This window comes from Calditrichota bacterium (assembly GCA_013112635.1).
Taxonomy (GTDB): domain Bacteria; phylum Calditrichota; class Calditrichia; order Calditrichales; family J004; genus JABFGF01.
In genome coordinates, this window is the sequence record JABFGF010000007.1 from 65,181 (window position 1) to 88,418 (window position 23,238).

The window sequence follows — 23,238 nt, forward strand, 5'->3', positions numbered from 1 at the left end:
CCATCATTTTGAGTGATGGCATCCTTTTATTACATAATTATGAACATATCCCAAATTGAAGAAGCGTTTAATGATATAGTCCTCGGAAATGGCGTTAAGCGATCTGTTCATGATCTGGTTTATGACAATGCTGATTATAGTGACCTATTTATTACTTGCCTAAAACGAAATAACTTTTTTCCTCTTCCATTAAAACACACAACTATTAACCCTGGTTTTAGATATCCCGGATTTTATCTCATTGATTCAGTTGCATATTTTGGTCACCTTTTTTGGGAAGTATTTAGTGAATCTCGCAAAAGAAAAATTTGGGGTTCTGTCGTTAGAAACGAAAAAGGGGACTGGAAATATATTTTACCAGGAAACAGTTCCAAAATAGTGTATATCAACAAAGACAAAATTCAGGCAGTTGATATTTTTCATTTAACTTGATTTTCCAATACTAAATGGAAAGAATTCATTGAGTAAATTTCTCGCAATTGTTTTTCTTTTTTTAATTTTCAATGTCAACGGCCTTGCTGGTGAATATGTGGTTGACCGGGAAGCAGAAAATGAAGTTAAGTTCATTTCAGAAGCTATATGGGAAAATTTTGAAGGAGTAACCGGTTTTATAGACGGATATGTCTATTGGGATGGTGAAAAACTAACAAATAAAAGCGAGTTATATTTTGAGGTCGAATTAAATACAGTTGAGACTGGTAATGGAAAAAGGGATAGAGATATGCGCGAGGATTATTTGCATACAAATCGTTTTCCTTATACGCACTATACCGGAAAAATAGTTGATGTAAAAGATAGCACAGATTCTATTTTGAAAATTTCAACTGATGGAGTAATGTTTATACATGGAGTTGAAAGGAAGCTAACAGTAAACGCTCTAATGACAAAAAATGAAGAAGGTTACCAGGTAAAATCAAATTTTATAATTAAGCTTTCAGATTATAATATCAAAATCCCGCAATTAATGATTTTCAAAATAAATGAAGAAATGCAGCTGCAACTCACGTTTTATGTAAAAAAGATTTAAATAGATGTTTTCTAAAAATAAATAAGTGTTCAGGACGCCCATTAATCCCCGCATCACTTTTAATGAGCTCGAGGCCTGAACACTTAATTTTAATTTCGTCTAATCCTTGCGATGCCTTCCAACAGTTAAAACGGGGCATGATGCAGTTCGGACTACTCTTTCTGTTGTAGAACCGATAAGAAGATGATCCAATCCCGTATATCCACGTGTTGACATAACAATTAAATCCGCACCGCTGTCTTTTGAGTAATCAGCTATTGTTTGATGAGCTGTACCTTCAATGACTGTGTAACTGGCTTCAATATCATTGCAATTACAAAACTCTTGTAGCTTGCTGCCAGTTATTTTTTTTAGATCCGGATTAGTAGCATAGATTGATTCAATTCCAACAACATGAAAAGATGTTTGCAGGTGTTGTTCAACAACATGGATAAAATCAATATCTGCCTCAAAATCCTTTGCTATTTTTATAGCTTCCTTTACTCCTTCACGGGAATTTTCTGAGAAATCTACTGGAACAAGTATTTTGTCAATCTGGATACTTTTGGGATTACTGTGAATCGTCATCACTGGTATTTTTGATAAACGGACAACTTTTTCTGTTACACTGCCATATATCCAATTTTTAATACCTGTTCGCCCGTGAGTTCCCATTAAAACAAGATCAAATTTATGCTCATCAATATATTCTAAAATTGTGTTAGCCGGTGAAATCCCCCTCGTAATTTCTGAGTCTATTTCCAGGCTCTTTGTTAAAAATTTTTGTCTGTGTCTTTCAAAAAGTTCATTCGTGTTTTCTTCTTTACGCTTAATTATTTCTTCCAACTGTTTTACATGCGCTTCTTCATCCACATCTGCTTCGTATAAAACAATAACATGAAACAATGATATTTGTGAATTGTATTTTTGTGAAAGGAAAATGGAATAATCGGTTGCATAGTCTGAAAAAGGACTAAAATCAACTGGGACTAAAATTTTTGAAGGTTTCATTGCGGGGCCCTCCTTTTATGGATTAGTTATTAATATTGGAGGATGAAGACTTCTTTTCAACAATGTTATTTTTTTCACAAAAATATTACCAAAAGTACTGCGAAAAATCAAATTAAATTTATCTTTATTTAATATGGATAATACGATTTAATTTTTTTGAACCATTTCTTTTTTCTATTTTCAGAAATCATTTATTTAATAAGAAGAATGGGGTTAATGGACTATAAGAATGTTCTTTTAGAAAAATTTAGATATAACCAATTTCGGGGTATTCAGGAAGATGTTATTAAACACGTTTTGCAGAAAAATAACGCATTGGTAATTATGCCAACTGGTTCAGGCAAGTCAATTTTATATCAAATTCCAGCATTACTTCTGGATGATTTAACCGTGGTTATCTCACCTTTGATTGCCCTAATGAAAGACCAGGTAGATACTCTCAATAAAAAAAAAATTGATGCAATATATATCAATTCATCTTTATCAAAAAAAGATAGGTTATTGCGATATAAAGGCTTAAAAGATGGCAAATATAAAATGCTTTATGTTACACCGGAACGTTTTCGTAAAAAAGAATTTTTGGAAGTTTTAAAGAGTAGGGAAATAAGTCTGCTTGCTGTAGATGAAGCGCATTGTATTAGTGAGTGGGGACATGACTTTCGCCCGGATTATACGCGATTAAAAGAATTCCGGAAAATAATGGGAAACCCTGTAACGGTCGCTTTAACCGCAACGGCAACACCCGATGTTCAGACTGATATTGTTGGGCAGCTTGGTTTATCAAAAAAAGAAGTTAAGCTTTTTCATGAAGGAATAAACAGACCGAATCTAAATCTTGAAACTATTCCTCTTTGGGGTGAAGATGAAAAACTGGAAGAAATCCTAAATGTGCTTAAAACACATCCGGGAAATGGTATTGTTTATTTTTCTTTGATTAAAGACCTGGAGAATATGAGCGATCTGTTGACCAAAAAAGGAGTAAGGCATACCATTTATCATGGTAAGCTGGAAACAGCACAACGCAAGCACATCCAGGAACGATTTATGAAATCCAAATCCGATCAATTAATTTTAGCCACAAATGCATTTGGAATGGGCATTGACAAAGAGGATATTCGATTTGTAGTTCATGCCCAGGTTCCGGGATCAATTGAATCTTACTACCAGGAAATTGGACGCGCTGGACGTGATGGAAAACCATCATTGTGTTTACTATTATACGATGAGCAGGATTTGAATATTCACATGGAGTTTATGAAGTGGAATAATCCTACAGCAGAGTTTTACTACCGGGCACATAATTTACTTAGCAGTGATATTGAGCGTGTTAATGGTGAGGGAATTGATTATTTGAAGGAGCAGCTAACTTATAAGAACCGGCGTGACTTCAGGGCAGAAACGGTTTTGTCCATATTTGACCGTTATGCGGTAATTGTTGGGAATATAGAAGCGAAGAATATACAGGTTATTTCTGAAATTCCTGATAAATTAACCGATCAGGAATATCTTGATGTAAAGTTAAAACGCGAACAAGAAAAATTATATCAAATGATGCTTTATTCTAAATTAGAGGACGGTAGAAAAGAATTTATCCACAACTATTTTGGTTTGGATGTTTAGAATGAGCTAGGAAAAATCGGGTAAATATCATTCTAAAAAGAATCCATTCTCTGGAAACTTACACTTTATAAAATCGATTAATTCGGAATAACGACAAAGTATTAATCAGGAAATTGTTAATGGCACAATCTAAAAAGTTTGGAACGTTTGGTGGTGTATTTACACCCTCCTTGTTAACAATTCTTGGCGTGATTATGTATTTGCGCTTGCCCTGGATAATTTCGCAAGGCGGATTGTTTTATACTTTGGCCATTATTATTGTTGCTCATATTGTTTCTGTAACCACCGGTTTAAGTGTTTCCTCAATTGCTACAGATAAAAAGGTAGAAGCAGGGGGCAATTATTATATTATCTCGCGCAGCCTTGGTTTGCCAATTGGCGGCACATTGGGAATTGCGCTATTTGTCGGTCTTTCTTTCAGCATCAGTTTATACATTATTGGTTTTAGTGAAAGTTTGCTTAGCGTTTTGGAAATTCCGATAGAAATTTCTTCAATTCGCTTATACGGCAGCATAACGCTTGTCTTGCTAACAATCATAATTTTCATCAGTACATCGCTTGCAATAAAACTTCAATACTTTATTCTTGCAGCGGTTTTGCTTTCTCTCATCTCTATTTTTATGGGTGGATTTGATTTACCGGCAGAGCAATATGTTTTAAAACCATCTCCGGAAGGAGTTGATCTTTTTGTTCTTTTTGGGATATTCTTTCCGGCTGTAACCGGATTTACGGCAGGTGTCCAAATGTCCGGCGATCTTAAAGATCCTAAAAAATCTATTCCATTTGGAACGATGGCAGCAATTGTACTTGGCTTTTTTGTTTATGTGGGATTGGCAATATTTATCGCCTATAAAATTGATGCCGGCAAATTAATGAATGACCCTAATGTGTTGGTATCTATTTCCTGGATTCCACAGTTGGTTATTGCAGGTGTTTGGGGTGCTACAATTTCTTCCGCACTGGGAAGCATTTTAGGGGCGCCGCGCATACTACAAGCCACTTCTGCCGATAATGTTACCCCAAAGATTTTCAAAAAAGGCTATGGCGCATCCAATGAACCACGCCGGGCTTTAATCTTTACTTTTTTGATTGCAGAAGCAGGAATCCTGATCGGTGAGTTAAATATTATTGCGCGGATTGTCTCCATATTTTTTATAAGTACATATGGATTGATAAACTTAAGTTATGCGATTGAAAGCTGGGCGAGTACAGATTTTAGGCCAACATTTAAAGTGCCAATCTGGGTAGGAATTGTTGGTGCGTTGGCAAGTGCAATAATCATGTTTGAACTTGATGTTGTTGCCTTTACAGCAGCAACGATTGTTCTTAGTACTCTTTACCTCTATTTAAAAAAGAAAGAGCTGACCCTGGAAACTGGCGATACCTGGAGCAGCTTTTGGTCAGCAATTGTCCGCACCGGATTGCATCGTTTAAATGACTCTGAGATGCACAAAAGAAACTGGCGCCCAAATATTCTACTTTTCCGTGGTGCTTCGGGGGATCGCCCACATTTACTTGATTTTGGAAAATGGCTGACAGGTACTAGTGGGATTATTTCAGATTTTGAGCTTGTTGAAATCCCGGATGGCAGTGTTCAGTTTACAAAAACAAACCAGCTTGTGAAAGGGGATGACCTAGCAGGCGATGGTACTTTTAAGCGCCGATTTGAATGCAATGATGTCTATTCCGGGGTTGAATCCGTAGCACAGTTTTATGGATTTTCCGGGGTTGAACCAAACACAGTAATTCTGGGTTGGCCTAAAAACTCTCCTCACCCGCAAAAATTGTTAGCACTCCTTAAAAAACTTAAAAGTTTGGATTACAATATCTTGTTGTTGGAAGAAGACAAAAACAATCCTTTTGGCTCCTTTACAACAATTGATTTGTGGTGGCGTGGTGGAAGCAATAATGCTACTTTGGCAATGGCTTTAATGCGTTTTCTACAAAATGCTAAAGAATGGTCTAAAGCAAAATTGCGAATTTTTATAATAGTTGAAGACAGTGCTTTAATTAATAAGGTGCATAGAAACATGGATCACCTTTTGAAAGAGTTGAGACAAAATGGAGAAATAAGGATTGTCAACAACGCTATTGAAAAAAGAAATTTCCATGAAATTATGAAAGTCGAATCGGCTGCAACAGATTTAACTATTGTTGGGATGCCAAATCTGGAAAATATTGATGGACAGGATTTTGTAAGCAGTACCAATTCATTTATTCATAACTTAAATTCTGTTTTATTAATAAATGCTTCCTCATTTTTTGAGCCATATTTTATTGGAATAGAAAGGGCAGCAGATCAAAAAACCAAATCAGTTATAAAAGAAATACAAAATGAATTTGCTATAATAAAACTTCCGGCAGATGAGGTATTAGCCAAACGGCTAAAAAGAACTTATGATACAATCAACACATCGATTGAGGAATTTTACAGTGGTTATATTGCAGAAATAGGGCAGGAATTTATTGATGTTGGAGTAAACATAAAAAAGATTGCTGAGAGCAATTTTCATTTAATAGAAAAAAAACTACAGACATCCAAATTACTTCGTTCTACAAGATTATTGGCACATGTTCAAAGTGATATTCTATTTAATACCCGCCGGATTTTAGAATCATTCAAAGAAAAGAGTCCCGAACATTTTGAATCAAACCTTCTAACGGGAATGGAAAATTTATTCACTCAAAATAAAAAGTTATTAGAGAATACCCCTTTGCTTCATTCTCTATATTTTGAACCAAAAGATTTATCAATAAGCTATACAGATCCATTTTCTGTTAAGCTCCTGAAGGCAAAAAAGTTGTTACGAAACAGGTTCTTTAAAACAGAAATTCGTATTGAAGCCAAACTAAATGTCTGGTTTAATTATTATGTTAACGGTTTTTTCCGTAGAGAATTTTACAATCAAATCGGGCAGATTGGGATAGTTGGCTATAATATAATTTCTCTTTTGCAAAAAACACTTAGCCGCTTGTTTGATATTATGAAAAATCTGGAAGCCTCATTTCAATCATCGGGAAAGATTTCGGAAGTGCAAATCACAGCGGTGAAAAAACAAATTGAAGATCTGTTTTCGGAATATGAAAATCAAGTTCGGCGAGAATTTAAAATGGAACTGCAAAAATTTTTGCAGATAACCAGTAAAACATTTCAGGAAATGGCCACTCCTTTTGATAATATAAATATTAATAATAAAATTAAACAAGACTATACAATAAAAACCACAGCGGTGTCCAGAGAAACTTTTTATACACTGCCTCCAAAATGGACGGCAAACCTGATTTGGATGATTAATTTTGCCGGGATGGAACTGGTCTTGGAAGACTTTAAACACCGCTTGAAAAGCATAACACGTAAATGGCAGGATGAGCTTGATTCATCCGTTTATTCTGTAATCACAGGCCATATTATTAAAATCCAAAATGTGTTAGGAGATCCCAAACTAAACATAGATAATAAGACCACAAAAAGTATAATTGCTTTTGGTTCTGGTCCATTAAGAAAAATTAATTTAGCCTTTACACCGGTCGTAAAAGAAATACAAAAAATCATTTTAGATTTACCTGAAAATATTGATGTGATAAGCGAAAACTCATTTCAATCTTTGGAAAAGAATCAATTTGAAGAGCAAGATATCGTTTCGGTGTATTTACGCCGTTTAATTGGTTATATAATTGATACAGATTTAATTAATACAATAAGTGAAAAGGTAGATCTGTTTAATCAGGAGCTTCAAAACTTTTTTGTCCGCATTGATGATGTTCAAGGTTTGCTTTCGGCAGGACTATCAGATGGAGATGAAGACCTGGATATTAAAAACTCAGAAGAGACAGATATAGAAATTATTAAACAAAATGGATTTGACAGACTAACAGAAATAAAGAACTCATTTGAAGAAAGTTATCAGAGTATGCAACACTTCTTATCAGATTGTTTGCATACGGCATTTGATAAAATGAATCCATACTTGATGACCCACTCAACCAATAAATTAAAACAATATATTTTTGCTCATGAACAGAAAAAAGTATTGGGCAGGATTGATTCAGTAAAACAAGAAATCAGTTCATTTTTCCAAAAGTTAGCAGTAAATCTGCAGTTTACCCAAAGTGAAGGAATCCTTTTTGCCAGAAAATTGGGCAAGCTTGAGACAAATTCTAAAAGCAAAATTGATTCTTTAATAACATTAAGTAAACAGCTTTCGCCTAAAACGGATATTATAAAACATATTCCTCGCTATTACAGACAATTATTTTATGGCCAACAGACAATTAATCGCCAATTCCTTGTGCAGAGAAATAGTTCTCTAAAAGAAGCAGACAGGATAATTAAACATTACCAGCAGGGGTATAATGGCGCTTTGTTAATTACCGGTGAACCTGACAGTGGAAAAGCAACTTTGAGCAAAATGGTAGCCGGCCGATTTTTTGACAAAAAACGGATTTTTCATATTAAAGCACCTGCTGGTGGTACTGCTGATCCTGAGGACTTTCTTATCAAAGTTCAACAATCTTTCAAAACTGATAGTAACCTGAAAGATATTTTTAATAAACAAGCACCCAGAAGTGTTATAGTTTTAGATGATCTGGAGATGTGGTGGCAAAGAAGTGAAAAAGGATTTGAAGTAATTGACACTATTTTTAACCTGATCGATTCATACAGCTCTAAAGTATTTTTTATTATTACAGTTAATAAATATGCTTTCCAATTGATAAACAATATTCGAAATATTGAAGATAGTTTTGTCGGCATAATTACAAATGAAGCATTTAATGCAAAAGAGATTCAATCAGCAATTCTTCACAGACATCGTTCTACTGGGATCCAGTTTAAAATTGGAAAACATCTTGAAGACAACATTTCTGATTTTCGCATGGCAGGGTTGTTTACTGATATTTTTAAATACTCAAATGGAGCAATAGGCGTTGCGCTTAAAACCTGGCTTTCTATGATCGAGTCATACAGTGAGGATACGATAACACTTAAATATATTGAAAAGCCAAGTCTGTCAATTCTTTCAGATTTGCCTAAAGAGTGGTTTATGTGGCTGGTAGAATTTACGTTGCATAAAGAACTAACACGTCAGCGACTTGAAAACATCTTTGAGTCTAATGAGACAGCTGTAAAACAAATGGTTGAAGCATTATTACGCAGTGGTTTTATTATCGATGAGAATGAAGTATTAAAAATTAATCCATACATGGAGCATTTGTTTTTGGAAAAATTTATACAAATGGGGTTGTTATGGAACAAATGATTGGCGATCAATGGCAGCAATGGGGCTTGATAAAAGTATTTGTTGCAGCAGTGTTTCTTTTCATTTTTGTAAGATTGGCTCAACGTGGATTAAAAATATTACAAAATAAATATGACTTGCCATTACAAAACCAGAAATACTTTCCGGTTGTTGAAATGGTCGTATGGATTGTGTTTTCATTTTGGGCCCTAAAAGAAGCGATAAGTGACCCAGTTTATTATTCTGTTTTTTTTATAACGTTTTCATTAATTATACTATTTTGGATTGGCTGGTTTGCCGGACGTGATTATATTGCCGGAATCATTTGGCGTAGCCAGGCGAGTTATGAAACCGGCCAAAAATTAATTATCAATGATATAAATGGAAGAATAAGTAAACTTGGCTATTTGAATCTTGAACTTGAAAAAAATGATGGCACCGTTGTCAGGCTTCCGTATAGTAAAATATCTGCAGATATCACCTATAATAAAAATGAAAACTCTACAGTATTTACTTATACTTTTTATGTTGAACCGAAAGATGAAATCTCAAACGAATCATTTGAAAAAATAAGAACTGCTTTGATAAATTCTCCCTGGCATTTATCATATTTACAGCCACAAATTCAAAAAGTAAATAAAAATGAAAATAAAACAACATTGGAAATAATTGTTCACACGCTTTCAGAAAATGGCCTTGAAAAATTGCAATCTATTGTAAACAGGCAGATTGCTGAAAAAAAACTATAATATTATAAAAGGAGAAAACATGGCTCAAATTACACTAAAGGGAAATCCAATAAACACCATTGGTAATTTACCGGAAGTTGGTTCGCAAGCACCTGATTTTGTACTTACAAAAACAGATTTGTCTGATGTAAGTTTGAAAGACTTTGCCGGTAAACGAATAATATTAAACATTTCACCAAGTATTGATACTGGTATATGTGCTGATTCTGTTAGGCGATTTAATGTTGCGGCGGATAAATTGGATAATACGGCTATTCTTTATGTTTCTTTGGATTTACCATTTGCTCATAAACGTTTTTGCGAAGCTGAAGGAATTGAAAGCGTTGTTAGTGTTTGTGGATTGCGTACACGCAGTTTTGGAAAAGATTATGGCGTTTTAATTACAGATGGCCCCATGGCAGGATTGTTTGCCCGGTCAGTTGTTATTGTTGATGAACATGGAAAAGTTGTTTACACAGAGCAGGTTCCGGAAATTGTTCAGGAACCAAATTATGAGGCTGCATTAGAAGTATTAGCTTAAATAAAAAAAAGGCTGTCTGGTTGGACAGCCTTTTAAAATATCTATTTACTTTCCACCAAAGAAAACGTTTAATGTTGCAAAAAGACTATTATAATTACTAACAACATTATATCTGGCTTCAATTGCCGCAGGGTATCCACCCAAATTTAAATTATATCCACCTAAAGCAGAAAAACCAATTTCACTTCCAGAGGCATCAAAAGTTTGTTTGCCAAAAAAGCCTAAGTCAACTTCATACTCAAGAGTGATACTGTTATAGTTGATACCACCGCCAGCATAAAAATCATCATTGACAGCATAATGTACATCCGCTCCAAAAACTAAAATGCTTATTGTTGCGTCACCCGCACCAGTAGGAACATCAAAACCTGGTTTGTGAAACTGAAAGATAGGCATTAATCTCAAATTATCAGATACTTCGCCTAAATCTACTTTGGCTCCAAGCCCAAATCCGGCTGTGTAACCTGTTTCAGTAGGTAGAACAAGTCCAGCCTGAGCAGCTATACCATTAAACCCAATTTGTGCAAAAGTGAATGTAGTTAAAGATAAAAATAGTAAAATAGTGGAAATAAATGTTCTCTTCATAAAGCCTCCATGTAATTTATTAGTATTAGTATTAGATTCGAACTCGCATAATATAGAAAAAAATGACTAAGCATCAAGCATTTAAAGAAAGAATTTTTTTGATGTGATTTTAGCTACTTATGTGCGATTTCTTTTATCAAAAGTATATGCTGCGATAAATGAAAGCAGTGTCAATAAGAAAGCCCAGGCAATATATCCTAAACCGGTTTCCGAGATAACATCTGGCTGGATATGCGAGAGTAATTGATTCTTTTCAAGAAAATAAAATAGTAGAGTAAAGATAAGGCCTGTGAAAATAGAAATATTTATTTCCAACCGAGAGACGCTTTTAAAAAAACTGGCCAGTACAGGTATAAATACCGTCGTCGTTAAGATTCCTGAAGAAAGGTAAAAAATATCCCAAAGATTATCGGTGAAGAGAGCATAAATGTATCCCGCAAAAATGGCCAGAACAGAAGAAAAACGTGCAAATTTTTGTATTTGAGCAGGAGTAAAACGGTTTTTTAATTTGGGTTCGATTAAATCTTTGGAAAAAGAAAGTGCAACTATATTTCCACATGTGTCTATGGTTGACATTGCAGCTGCAATAAGGCCAACCGATAAAAGGAGATTTAGCCAAATTGGCGAATAATTTTTCATAATTTCTGTAAAGATGAGCGCACCATCTTTAATTTGTTCCGGGATTATTCCATCAACAGGAGGAAAAAGTGCCAGGGCAGAGAGACCAATTACTAACGGCATAATTCCTACAAAAACAAGGGAATTGAATCCTGCAATGAGAATGCCCTTTTTTGCAGCCTTGTTAGATTTTGCGGCTTGAATCCGCACCCATAAATCAGTTTCAATTAGCCAACCTGGGAGATAAGCAAAAAAGGTCATGAAAATTAAAGCTGCTCCTGGTGAAAAAATATTTGAATCATGAGAAACGGACTTGGGTGGGGTTATGCTCACTGCATTTTCAGGAATGGCGTTCCAGCCTAAGTAGGCAATTATTGAAATGAAAAGTGCAACAAGTATAAATTGAATTTTGTCAGTTGAAATGACAGCTTCAAAACCACCGCTAAAACTATAAGTTGCAACAACCACAGCAATCAGTAAAAAGGTGAGTTGTGGAGATATTCCTAAAAATGGAGCTATGATATTTCCGGCAGCAAATATTTCTCCGCCTGTCCAGGTAATAAAAACAATTATCAATGCCGGTGCTAAAAGAATTCTTGAGTTTTTACCAAATCGTTTTTCAAGCAGTTCAGGTTGAGAAAAGGTATTAAACTTTCTGAACAAAGGAACCAAAAAATAAAACCCAGCCATTGTTAGAAGCCAAGGAATAATTAATAACCATGCACCGCCCAAACCATACCAGTAAAAAATCTGAACACCATACACGCATGACCAGCTTATAGACATCATACTTGCGGAAATCGATAATCCGACCGACCAGCTGGAAAGGCTTTTATTTGCAGACCAGAATTCTTTTGTATCATTTTGATCAGACTTTCCTTTGCTTTTTTTCCAAACAGAGAAACCTATCCATAAAACAATAAAACTATAGGTGAGAAACCCAGTCCAATAAATAAATGTGTTTGTCATATTATGTATCGCTTGGTTGTTTAAAACCAATTATAAGGATGTAATAGAAATAAAAAAAGTATTGAAGTAGATTGAAGGAAATAAAAAAAAGCGTAAGAAGAAGAAACCTTACGCTTTATAAAAATATATTAAGTGATTCTCAACCACATTTACCTTCGCCGCATTTGCCTTCACCACATTTAGCTTCAGCTTTTTTATCGGTACTTTCTTTTTTAGCAGCTTTCTTGTCACCACCACATTTGCCTTCACCACACTTAGCTTCTTTTTCAGCTTTCTTATCAGCGCTTTTTGCTTCTTTTTTAGCGGCCTTTTTTTCATCGCCACCACATTTGCCTTCACCACACTTGGCATCTTTTTTAGCAGCTTTCTTTTCATCGCCACCACATTTACCTTCTCCGCATTTTGATTCCTTTTTTGCTTCCGTCTTGCCTTCTTTAGCAGCTTTTTTATCGCCACCGCATTTATCGTCAAACGATGCAACTTCAAAACCTGAATCATTTGCAGTGTAAGCGGTTGCAGTGCTAGTTGTAAAGAAAGCAACAAAACCGATGAATGTTGCTAAAAGAGTTAGTCTTGCTAAAGTCTTTGATGACTTATTCATACATACCTCCTGATTAGGATAAATTAATAATTAGTTAAAATTTTTGACCGTGAAAATAGTTTATTTCCAATAGACGTGCAAATTATAGATGTAAGTTCTCACAAATAAATCACATTCAAATAAATTAAAATTATTTTATTAACCAGTTTTACCTTGACTTAAAGTGAGAAAAACGTATATTGTCTTACTTCATTTATATAATACCTAAAAATGAAAAAACTACTTACATCACTTATATTCTTTCTCTTTTTATCTTTTTCCTTTGCAGGGAATGATGATCCTACATTTACTGAATCCAGTGCACAGCCAGACGGAAACCGTGTCCGTATTTCATGGGTAACAAAAGATGAGAGTCAATTGAAGCATTTTATCGTTAAACGTAGTTATGATGATAAAAATTTCATTGAATTGGATAGGGTTTCACTAAAAGGGCCCGGCTATAGATATGAGTATATAGATGAAGATGTTCTGTTTAAAAGTAGTGGCGCATTGTTCTATAAAATAGTTGCTTTTAAAAGAGATGGAACAAAAATAGAAACAGCCTCGATGATGGTTCACCCAAATATTTCCGGTATTTTTAAAACATGGGGCGCAATAAAAGCAATGTTTCGATAATACATAAAGAATTGTCAACAATTTTTTCTTCCCTTTTCATGGTTATTTGAGAAGGGATTTTTTTTTGTTTTTAAGAAATAACCATTGTGATTTAAATCAGATTTCATTTTTATTTAAAAAATTCTATCAAGGCCATTGTCTTGATATTGAAACAATCAAAAAGATAGCCTTAAAAAATGTCAAATTTTCTTTAAAAATATTATCTTAACGGGTTCTTAAATATTGTCAAGTTTATAATATGGAAAAAAGTGTACTCAATAAAATAGAAGAAATAGTCGGCACAAAAAATTTTATGGATTCGGAAGAGGATAAACTGGTTTATTCTTATGACGGGACTCCGATGATTTCTCAAAAACCGGAAGCAATAATAATACCTGATTCTGTTGAGCAGATAAGTTCAATTATGAAATTGGCTAATAAGGAAAAGTTTTCTGTTGTACCGCGCGGATCCGGGACAAGCTTAAGCGGTGGTTCGGTTGCTACCCCAAATTCCATTATTATGTTAATGCATAAATGGGATAAAATTATTGAAATTGATGAGGAAAATCTTGTTGCCTGGGTTCAGCCAGGTGTAAAGACTCATGATTTTCATAAAGCCGTTGAGCAAAAAGGGCTTTTTTATCCACCTGATCCCGGGAGTCAGAAAATTTGTACGATTGGGGGAAATGTAGCTGAAAATGCCGGCGGTTTGCGGGGGTTAAAATATGGTGTTACCCGTGATTATGTAATGGCAGTTGAAATGGTTTTGCCAAATGGTGAGGTCTTTATAAATGGTGGTAAAAATGTAAAAGATGTAGCCGGATACAATTTGCGCGATTTGATTGTTGGTTCTGAAGGGACTTTGGGTATCTTTACAAAAATACTATTAAAACTTATCCCGAAACCGAAATCGTCAAAAACCATTCTTGCTTATTTTGATTCAATGTCAAATGCAGCGAAAAGCGTATCGGATATTATTGCAAACCATGTTATTCCGTGTACGATGGAGTTTCTTGATAAAACAACAATTAAATGCGTTGAAGAGTTTGCTCAAATTGGATTGCCAACAAATATTGATGCACTTTTGCTTCTGGAAACCGATGGCCATGAAGCACAAGTCGCTGAAGATGCTGATACGATTACAAAAATTCTAAAACAGAACAGTGCCTCCGAAGTAAAAATCGCACAAAATGAAGCTGAAGCGGACCAGTTGAAAACTGCGCGTCGGGCAGCGTTTTCTGCTTTGGCCCGGGTTAAACCCACAACAATATTAGAAGATGCCACGGTTCCTCGTTCTAACCTTGTTGCTTTAATTGAAAAAGTAAATGAACTGGCAAAGAAATATGATCTTCTTGTTGGTAATTTTGGACATGCAGGCGATGGTAATATGCACCCGACGGTTTTGACGGATGAGCGCAATACAGATGAAATTGAGCGAGTAGAAAAATTCTTTGATGAACTTTATGATGAAACGATAAAGCTTGGAGGAACCATTACAGGCGAACATGGTATTGGCCTTGCAAAGAAAAAGTATCTCTCCAAATTAATTGAATCTCCTGCCTTAAAAATGATGCAGCAAATTAAGCAGGCTATCGATCCCAACAATGTTTTAAATCCAGAAAAAATATTTTCTTTATGACGCACACCCATCAGGAAACGAAAAATTCCACAAATAAATCTACTTTGTTTTCTAAAATCCCGGTTCCGGATTATGAACAGATTTTAAACTGTATGCATTGCGGAATGTGTTTACCAAGCTGTCCAACATATGAAATGACAGGTTTGGAAAAATATTCTCCCCGCGGTCGAATCCGAATGATAAAAGCTGTTGCCGATGGTGAATTATCCATTACTGAAAACTATATCGAGTCACTAGATTTTTGCCTTGACTGCCAGGCGTGTGTAACGGCATGTCCGGCGGGAGTTGAATACGGCAAACTGGTTGAGGCGGCACATAATCAAATATCTGAGCACCAAAAACAAAATGGGAAAAACTCTTTTAAAACTTTGATTTTAAATAAGTTGTTTGAAAAACAAAGCCGACTTTTAAGCATTGCATTTTTTCTTAAGCTGTATCAAAAAAGTGGACTGGAATTTTTGGTTCAGAAAAGCAAGATTTTATTTTTAATTTCAAAAAAACTACACAACCTTTCTTTTATGGTGCCCAAAGTTCCTGAATATAAAAAATATGAGTTCTATACTAAAAACCAACAATCCACATTAAAGGGCAAGGTTGGTGTAATTACCGGTTGCGTGCAGGATGCTTTTTTTAATAATGTAAACCACGATACCATTGAGGTTTTGGCCTATAATGGTTATGAGGTGATCACTCCAAAATCACAACAATGCTGTGGGTCGGTTTCAGGGCATAATGGTGAATTGGACAGCGCCCGGCATCAGGCAAAAAAAATCATTGACCAGTTTTATACCGAGAATGTTGATAATATAATTATTAATTCAGCAGGTTGCGGATCGTATATGAAAGAGTACCACACATTGTTGGAGGACGATCCAATCTATGCAGAAAAGGCTATTTGGTTTTCTGATCGTGTAAAAGATATTAGTGAATTTTTAGTGGATCAGGGGTTTATAAAGCCAGTATTAAACCGAAAAATGATAGTGACTTATCATGAACCTTGTCACCTTGTTCATGGGCAAAAAATATCAAAACAACCACGGGAAATAATAGAGGCGCTTCCCGGCGTTGAATTTATTGAGATGGAAGAATCGGACTGGTGCTGTGGTAGTGCCGGGATATATAATATTACGCATTATGATCATTCTATGATACTTTTGGAAAGAAAATTCGATAAATTGAAAAAAACAAAAGCTGATTATGTTGTATCAGGGAACCCTGGCTGTATGATTCAGTTAGCTTATGGAAACCACAAGTTTAATAGTGATTTTAAAATCCTGCATCCTGTAAGTTTGCTTAACAATTTTTATAAAGGGGGAGAAGATGCGTAAATATTCCTTCATATTAATTTTAGTGTTTTTGCCATTGGGTCTGTTTGCCCAAATAAATGATTATTTAGAAGATGATCCGCAACCAACCATAAAAAATCATCGTGGATTGGCATACAGCCTACTTGAAACGGGCTCTGGTTTAGGCTTTTTTTACGAGTTGCCGGTTCAAAGTTTTTTCCATCTTGGATTGGGTTTTGATGCTTTTATGCTACGCGATAGAAATGAAATTAATTATTCCGATATTTTTGGAAATCCAAGGACATATGGTAAAGAGAATAACGTCTTTTTGTTCGATTTAATGTTCACGGTAAAAAAACGGCTTTTTGTTGAGCAGGTTGATGATAGTTTCCGGCCATTTATTACAGCTGCGGTAGGCCCGGTATTCGGAATGAACTTTCCGGAAATTGACAGGACTGTTGAAGGCGTAAAGCGGGAAGATGAATTTCGCTGGACCGGAGCAGCGATTATAGGTGCCGGACTTGATGCAGATGTGGATGGAAAATACTTTTTTGGTTTTCGTACACAGTATCGTTTTATGCCTTTTGCCAAGCAGCTGGGTGAACGAAAAGACCATTCAATGATTGATATCCGTTTAGAAATTGGACAGCGCTTTTAATGAAGAAACCAATAGTGCTTTTTGTAGAGCTAAAAATTGCTTCAAAAAATAAATATGTGTGCGACATTGCAGAAAAGCTTTTTGATAATAACATCTCAGTTTCAATTTTTACCAATGAGTTAAAATCAGCAAATCAATTAAACGATTTGCTGTGGACATGGAAGCAAGACAGTTTTATCCCTCATTCAATTTCCACTGCGGAGAATGGTTCATCTGATCCGGTATCGATTTCCTCATCAATTGATTTAATTCCACAAACAGAAGCATTAATCCTCTTTGATCCTTTGCCGCTTAATGAGCTTGAAAAATTCAAGTTGGTTTTTGACTTTGCTGAAGTTTATCATTCGGAGAAAAAACAGGAAAGCCGCCAACGTTTTAAACAAATGCGTGATTCGGAAAAATTTGATCTGCACTTTACACAGCTTGGGGCAATTCTCGCAAAGAAGACCATTTCTCTAGAACAGGTTAATTAAGATCATCTCATAATTCCATTTTCAACGGTAACTTTTTTTAAGTATAATGTGCTAACGAAAACAATGACGGATATTTTTTAGATCATGCGCATTGACAAAGTCCTCAACTCACTTAATAAAAAGCAACGTGAAGCAGTAGAAAAGCCACGCATTCCTGTATTAATGTTGGCCGGTCCGGGTACAGGAAAAACACGCACCTTAGTTGCCCGCATAGTTTACCAGATTAATCATTACAAAATTCCTGCTGAACATATTCTTGCCCTCACTTTTAGTAATAAAGCAGCTTCTGAAATGCACAATCGTTTGAAGGGCATTTTGAAGAGTAAAGCTGATAAAGTTAAGACAGGCACGATTCATAGTTTTTGCCTGGATATTTTAAGAAAATACCATCAGCAGGTCGGACTTGATGCGCATTTTACCGTTTGTAATGACGAATACCAAAACAGTCTTCTTGAAAATCTTATTGCCGATAAGGTGCGTACTGATAGAGATAAAGTGGCAAGGGGAATCCGTACTAGCATAGATCATTTTGTGATTCGCGAGAAACCAATGCCTCCTTTTACTGCAATGATTTATGACCTGTATGTTGAGCATTTACAAAAACATAAGTTAATAGATTTTAACCAGATATTGGCAAAAACAAAAGCGTTGCTTATTGATAATCCCGATATTTGTGAGCAGTATAGTTTTTTATATGAAGCAATTCATGTTGATGAGTTTCAGGATACAGACACAGTACAATATGAAATTATCAAAATGCTGGCTACAAAACACCGCAATATTTTTGTAGTTGCCGATGATGACCAATCAATATATGCCTGGCGCGGGGCTAACCCGGAAAATATAAATACTTTCATGGAAGATTTTAGTATTGATACACCAGTTTTTCTTGAAGTTAATTATCGCTCTGGCCCAAAAATTATTGATGCAGCTCATTCAGTTGTAAAAGATACTGAGCGTGTTGAACCGGAGAAATTTTTAAAAGCGGGCGATGTGGTCAATGATTCGATTCGCACACAGTTTTTTGATAATGAAGAGCAGGAGCTGAATTTCATTTTTGAAAAATTGGAGTTATGGAAAAGCGAAAAAAAAATCCCGTATTCGGAAATGGCAGTTCTTTACCCTCAGCATCGTTTTTCTGAACAACTGGCCCTGAAGCTGGTTCGTGAACGCACACCATTTCAACAGGCCTCTGGTAGAAATTTTGCTGATAATCCGCAAATGAAAAAAATAATTCTCTACTTACAGGTTATCCGCGATCCACTTGATTCTCTTTTGCTGGAAGAATTGGTTGAAAGCGAACTTGGGTACAATCCGCATAAACAAATCCAAAACATTCAAAAAACTTCAAAAAGCAGCTACCGGAAAGCCTTATATGACCTCAGTTCTAGGCGGGAAATAAGCGAAGATCTGCGCCGTATTCTGGCTACTTTTATAGGCAACCTGGCAAACCTTGTAAACCTGAAAACCTTCTTCAGTTTTGGCCAATTAATAAATCAAATAATCATTGGTTTGCAGGATATGGACAAATCTTATATTGAGGAAAAGGCCCCCAAGTTTGAGGATTTTTCAGCTCAAGTTGATGAAAAACTGATGTCATCACGAAACGCAATTTGGGTTTATCATTCGGAGCCAAGATTTGTTTTTATCGCCGAAAAAATTGTTGATGTTATTTTCCCGGGCAGAGTAAAAGTCCTGTTGGATGAAAATTTCAATGAGATAAATAAATCCGATTTTGTTGTACTCTTGTCTCCATTTAAAGAAACAATTGAAGCAAAATATTTTACTCTGTTTCGTGAAACATCCAAAAGGCGGGAATCTGTTTTTTCAACCTTGATTCGTTGGTGTCAAAACCATTTAGCTAAGCGCGATATCATTTTTGAAAACTATGTTGTTTTTGATTTAGAAACGACAGGACGCAACCCAAATAAATGTGGGGTTGTGGAAATTGCGGCTGTAAAAGTAAAAAACAGTGAAATTGTCGAAAACTATCAAACCCTGGTTAATCCAGAAATGGCCATAGATCCCGAAGCTGCCAAAGTACATAATATTTCTGATGCGGATGTTGCAAAAGCTCCAACTATGGAAAACGTATGGAAAGAGTTTAAAGACTTTATTGGAGATGATATTCTTATCGCACATAATGGATATGCTTTTGATTTCCGTATAATTGATCGATTTGCAAAAAAAATAGATGGAACAAAAATTAATAACGTGCGATACGATTCGCTAATTTTTGCCCGGCAAATGTACCCCAATGACCGAAACTCAATAGATGCTCTATCTCAAAAGTTTGAACTTGATCCGGGAAATCGACATCGTGCACTTGATGATGTTAAAGTATTGCATCATATTTTCCAGAAAATTTTGGAAGAAAAACATAACAATCAAAAAAAAGTGAGCGGTGATTTTCTTTTTGAATATGCAGCTCTGGCCATTTTTCTTGAAAACAAACTGGTTGCTTATGAAGATAAAGTTATTTTTCTGGCCGGAGTACAAAAACTCCTTTCACCATATTCCAAAATATTTGAGGAATATTGCAACTCACATAATTATAAAAACGAGGAACTCTACGGGCAAATAGCACAAAAAGCACAACAGTTATATCCCGGGATTTTGCTGTATAACCATCAGGATGATTTTAAGCGACGTGTGTTTGATATTGCCGCAGAGTTTGAAAATTTACCGCTGAACCTGGCAATGGCGGAATTTTTATCTCTTATCATGCTTGTAAACCCTACGGACAAATTATCCCAGGCTGATGCTGTTTCTCTGCTTACTTTCCATGCTGCAAAAGGACTGGAATTTAAAAAGGTAATTATAATGGGGATGGAAGATGACAGCATGCCCAGCTATTTTGCCTATAAGGAAAATGATTATGATGATCGCCCTGTCGATAAAAAACTGGATGAGCAAAAACGGTTGTTGTATGTAGGCTTAACACGTGCCAAAGAAGAGATTATTATGACAGCGGTGAAAAACCGGTTTGGCCGTGCTCAGAAATCCTCTCCATTTTTGAGAGATATTATTAAACATTTGAAAGAAAAATAATAGAAAACCTCATTAATCGAATATCTATACTTTCTTTACTGTGGCCATAATGGACTTCCAAGGGTTTACAAACTAAACTAAAACGACACCTTGTACCTGTTTTATAATTGTGGTACATTTCACATACAAAAGTAATAGCATAATCAGGTTTGGCAAAATGACGAAATATACGTTGCCAAATCCTTAAAATTTGAATAAAAAATAAAAATGAAAAATAAAATGGAAACAATAATCCAACATGGAGAATTCCCTACCACGGAAGTTATGGAAGATTAAAAACAAAGACACATCGCGTTCAATTATTGACATTCTCCTGGAAAACAGGAATTTGCCAACAAACCACATGGAGCCCTTCCGCTTAACCGATCGTATGCATAAACCGGAATTGTTGCCGGATATGGAAAAGGGTGTTCAAAGGATTCTTCAGGCAATCAATAATAACGAGAAAATTGTCATTTTTGGCGATTATGATGTTGATGGGGTTACATCAACCTCTTTGATGTTGTTCTTTTTTAAAGCCATAAACTACCCTGTCCAATATATAGTTCCTCATCGTGAAAAAGATGGCTATGGCCTTCGTAACTCTGGCGTGGATCGTGTTAATGCCATGGCCGCCAAGCTAATCATTACTGTAGATAACGGCATAAGCGCAAACGATGCCATCGATTATGCGTCGTCTCTTGGAATTGATGTGGTTGTTACAGACCATCATTTGCAGGAAGGCGAATTGCCCAATGCATGTGCTGTAATTAATCCAAATCGAACTGATTCAACTTATCCTTTTAAAGCAATTTGCGGGGTTACCGTTGCTTTCAAAGTTGCCTGGGTTTTGGGGCAGCGGCTTATGTCAGAAGACGAATACAAAAAATTCCTGCTTTCACATCTCGACCTTGTAGCCATAGGCACCATTGCCGACGTAATGCCAATTCGAGATGAGAATTATGCCCTTGTAAAATTCGGATTAAAGGTACTTTCCAATACAAAGAAACCCGGTTTAATCGAGCTAAAAAAAATCAGTGGAGTTCGCACAAATATCATCACACCAATTACTGTGGGATATTTTTTGGCACCGCGATTAAATGCATCCGGAAGAATGGATGATGCTTCACTTTCTGTCGATCTGCTAGTTGAAGAAAGTTCAATGCACGCCAAAACCCTGGCACAGGAATTAGATGCATTAAACAAAGAACGGCAAATGCTTCAGCGTGATTATCTGGAAAATGCAACTAAAGACATTAAAGCATCTTTTGAAGATGATCAAAAAATAATTATTGTTGAAAATGAAGAGTGGCAGGCAGGTTTGATTGGGCTGGTTTCCGGTCGTTTAAAAGAAGAATTTTGCTGCCCGGCTCTGGCTTTTACTCGCGATGGTGATGGTAACTTTGTTGGTTCTGCAAGAAGTATAGAAGCATTGCATGTAACGGAAGCTTTGACTGTTTTTAACCAATATTTTTTGAATTATGGCGGACATCATAAAGCAGCTGGTTTAACAATCCCTGCGGAACACTTTTCCATTTTCAAAGAAGAATTTACCAGCTATGTAAATAAAAAACTGGCCGGTGCAGATTTGACACCTGAACTTGATATCGATTCTGTAGTAGAAATAGATCAGATCAATGAAAGAGTTGCTGATAAGATTCAGGAAGTGGGTCCATTTGGAGAAACAAATCCTGAGCCTGTATTACTTTTAAAAAATGGTACAGTTCGAGATGTACGTATCATGAGTGAAGGCAGGCATATAAAGTTTTACATTCAAAAAGCAAACATCATGTTTGAGTGTTTGTGGTGGAGTGGGGGAATTTATAAGGATAGTTTAAGGTTGGGTTCTAATTGTGACGTTGTTTTCAGAATGAATATTAATGTATTTCAAGGAACTCCTCGACTACAGCTTACTGTAGAAGACGTTCAGATAAATAACTAGTGTGCAGATGATTTCACGCACATTTTAGTGATTTCGGCTTTGTAAATTTAGTTTTAACAATTAAAGGCTATCTCTAAAAAAACAGACGACAGCTTTTTTGAACATAATTATGGAATTAGAATGCAAGAAAGAATTATTGAAATAATCGTTTATCTTTTAGAAGAATTTCAACAAACACCAACAAACGAAAACTATACGGATCTTTCCAAAGAATTAATATCCCGCGGATATACTGAAAGCGAAATTAACTTTGCTTTTTCGTGGATATTTAATCATTTGCAAAAATCCGGTGAAGATCAGTTAGAATTTAATTATGCCCCGGACTCTATTCGTGTATTACATGATCTTGAAAAATTAGTAATTGCCCCTGAAGCATATGGCTATTTACTTCAGTTACTACATTTGGGAATGATTAAAGAAGTAGATATGGAAGATGTTATTGAAAGGGCATTGTCAATTGGCAGCACACATATTTCATTGGAAGATATTAAATCTATGGCTGCATCAGTGATTTTTAATCCGGAAACAAACCCTTCTTTAGAAGGCTTTTTCTTTCACCAGGGAACGAATACCATTCATTAACAATTGTAAGATTGTAAGACTAAAAGATCGATGCTCCCGTAGCTTTCGTAATTGTTTTCCCTCTCTATAATCTCTTTTATTTTTTTTTCTTTGATCTTGATTCTTTAATCTTGCTACT

18 protein-coding genes are annotated in these 23,238 nt (G+C 35.6%); 14 read left to right on the plus strand and 4 right to left on the minus strand.

The window, feature by feature from the left end:
• The first annotated feature begins 39 nt into the window (after nucleotides 1-39).
• Nucleotides 40-432 carry a hypothetical protein gene (locus HND50_16940; protein NOG46932.1) on the plus strand — a complete coding sequence of 131 codons (393 nt, stop codon included), beginning with the start codon at nucleotides 40-42 and terminating at the stop codon, nucleotides 430-432.
• A 28-nt stretch (nucleotides 433-460) separates the two neighbouring features.
• Nucleotides 461-1,027 carry a YceI family protein gene (locus tag HND50_16945; protein NOG46933.1) on the plus strand — a complete coding sequence of 189 codons (567 nt, stop codon included), beginning with the start codon at nucleotides 461-463 and terminating at the stop codon, nucleotides 1,025-1,027.
• 99 nt (nucleotides 1,028-1,126) lie between these two features.
• Here the strand turns inward: HND50_16945 and HND50_16950 are convergent, their stop codons facing one another.
• Complete coding sequence (locus HND50_16950) at nucleotides 1,127-2,017, minus strand: universal stress protein (GenBank protein ID NOG46934.1); 891 nt, start codon at nucleotides 2,015-2,017, stop codon at nucleotides 1,127-1,129.
• Nucleotides 2,018-2,233: 216 nt separating this feature from the next.
• Here HND50_16950 and HND50_16955 point away from each other — a divergent pair, with 216 nt between their 5' ends.
• The 4 genes from HND50_16955 (at nucleotide 2,234) to tpx (ending at nucleotide 10,143) form a co-directional block, all read left to right on the plus strand.
• Nucleotides 2,234-3,637, plus strand: coding sequence for an ATP-dependent DNA helicase RecQ (locus tag HND50_16955; GenBank protein ID NOG46935.1), 1,404 nt, complete (start codon nucleotides 2,234-2,236; stop codon nucleotides 3,635-3,637).
• Between the two features lie 119 nt (nucleotides 3,638-3,756).
• Nucleotides 3,757-8,895 carry an AAA family ATPase gene (locus HND50_16960; protein ID NOG46936.1) on the plus strand — a complete coding sequence of 1,713 codons (5,139 nt, stop codon included), beginning with the start codon at nucleotides 3,757-3,759 and terminating at the stop codon, nucleotides 8,893-8,895.
• On the plus strand, nucleotides 8,883-9,623 hold the full coding sequence (locus tag HND50_16965) for a mechanosensitive ion channel (GenBank protein NOG46937.1): 741 nt from the start codon (nucleotides 8,883-8,885) through the stop codon (nucleotides 9,621-9,623). The genes HND50_16960 and HND50_16965 overlap by 13 nt, the downstream gene beginning before the upstream one ends.
• Nucleotides 9,624-9,642: 19 nt before the next feature.
• A complete protein-coding gene (gene tpx / locus HND50_16970) occupies nucleotides 9,643-10,143 on the plus strand; it encodes a thiol peroxidase (GenBank protein ID NOG46938.1) in 501 nt (166 codons plus the stop codon).
• Between the two features lie 45 nt (nucleotides 10,144-10,188).
• Here tpx and HND50_16975 read toward each other — a convergent pair whose 3' ends face one another.
• The 3 genes from HND50_16975 to HND50_16985 form a co-directional block, all read right to left on the minus strand.
• The gene (locus HND50_16975) at nucleotides 10,189-10,728 is read right to left on the minus strand and encodes a hypothetical protein (GenBank protein ID NOG46939.1); all 540 of its coding nucleotides are present in this window, start codon (nucleotides 10,726-10,728) and stop codon (nucleotides 10,189-10,191) included.
• Nucleotides 10,729-10,845: 117 nt separating this feature from the next.
• Entirely contained in the window at nucleotides 10,846-12,315 is a 1,470-nt protein-coding gene (locus HND50_16980) for a sodium:solute symporter family protein (protein NOG46940.1), read from the minus strand.
• Between the two features lie 139 nt (nucleotides 12,316-12,454).
• On the minus strand, nucleotides 12,455-12,916 hold the full coding sequence (locus tag HND50_16985; protein ID NOG46941.1) for a hypothetical protein: 462 nt from the start codon (nucleotides 12,914-12,916) through the stop codon (nucleotides 12,455-12,457).
• 210 nt (nucleotides 12,917-13,126) lie between these two features.
• Here HND50_16985 and HND50_16990 point away from each other — a divergent pair, with 210 nt between their 5' ends.
• The 8 genes from HND50_16990 (at nucleotide 13,127) to HND50_17025 (ending at nucleotide 23,120) form a co-directional block, all read left to right on the plus strand.
• Complete coding sequence (locus HND50_16990; protein NOG46942.1) at nucleotides 13,127-13,531, plus strand: hypothetical protein; 405 nt, start codon at nucleotides 13,127-13,129, stop codon at nucleotides 13,529-13,531.
• A 238-nt stretch (nucleotides 13,532-13,769) separates the two neighbouring features.
• A complete protein-coding gene (locus tag HND50_16995) occupies nucleotides 13,770-15,149 on the plus strand; it encodes an FAD-binding protein (GenBank protein NOG46943.1) in 1,380 nt (459 codons plus the stop codon).
• On the plus strand, nucleotides 15,146-16,477 hold the full coding sequence (locus HND50_17000; protein ID NOG46944.1) for a (Fe-S)-binding protein: 1,332 nt from the start codon (nucleotides 15,146-15,148) through the stop codon (nucleotides 16,475-16,477). Before HND50_16995 ends, HND50_17000 begins: the two co-directional genes overlap by 4 nt.
• On the plus strand, nucleotides 16,470-17,093 hold the full coding sequence (locus tag HND50_17005) for a hypothetical protein (GenBank protein NOG46945.1): 624 nt from the start codon (nucleotides 16,470-16,472) through the stop codon (nucleotides 17,091-17,093). The genes HND50_17000 and HND50_17005 overlap by 8 nt, the downstream gene beginning before the upstream one ends.
• Nucleotides 17,093-17,566, plus strand: coding sequence for a hypothetical protein (locus HND50_17010; GenBank protein NOG46946.1), 474 nt, complete (start codon nucleotides 17,093-17,095; stop codon nucleotides 17,564-17,566). Before HND50_17005 ends, HND50_17010 begins: the two co-directional genes overlap by 1 nt.
• A gap of 84 nt (nucleotides 17,567-17,650) precedes the next feature.
• The gene (locus tag HND50_17015; GenBank protein ID NOG46947.1) at nucleotides 17,651-20,617 is read left to right on the plus strand and encodes a UvrD-helicase domain-containing protein; all 2,967 of its coding nucleotides are present in this window, start codon (nucleotides 17,651-17,653) and stop codon (nucleotides 20,615-20,617) included.
• Between the two features lie 238 nt (nucleotides 20,618-20,855).
• Nucleotides 20,856-22,538 carry a single-stranded-DNA-specific exonuclease RecJ gene (gene recJ, locus HND50_17020; protein ID NOG46948.1) on the plus strand — a complete coding sequence of 561 codons (1,683 nt, stop codon included), beginning with the start codon at nucleotides 20,856-20,858 and terminating at the stop codon, nucleotides 22,536-22,538.
• Nucleotides 22,539-22,658: 120 nt separating this feature from the next.
• The gene (locus HND50_17025; GenBank protein ID NOG46949.1) at nucleotides 22,659-23,120 is read left to right on the plus strand and encodes a DUF494 family protein; all 462 of its coding nucleotides are present in this window, start codon (nucleotides 22,659-22,661) and stop codon (nucleotides 23,118-23,120) included.
• Nucleotides 23,121-23,238: the final 118 nt, after the last annotated feature.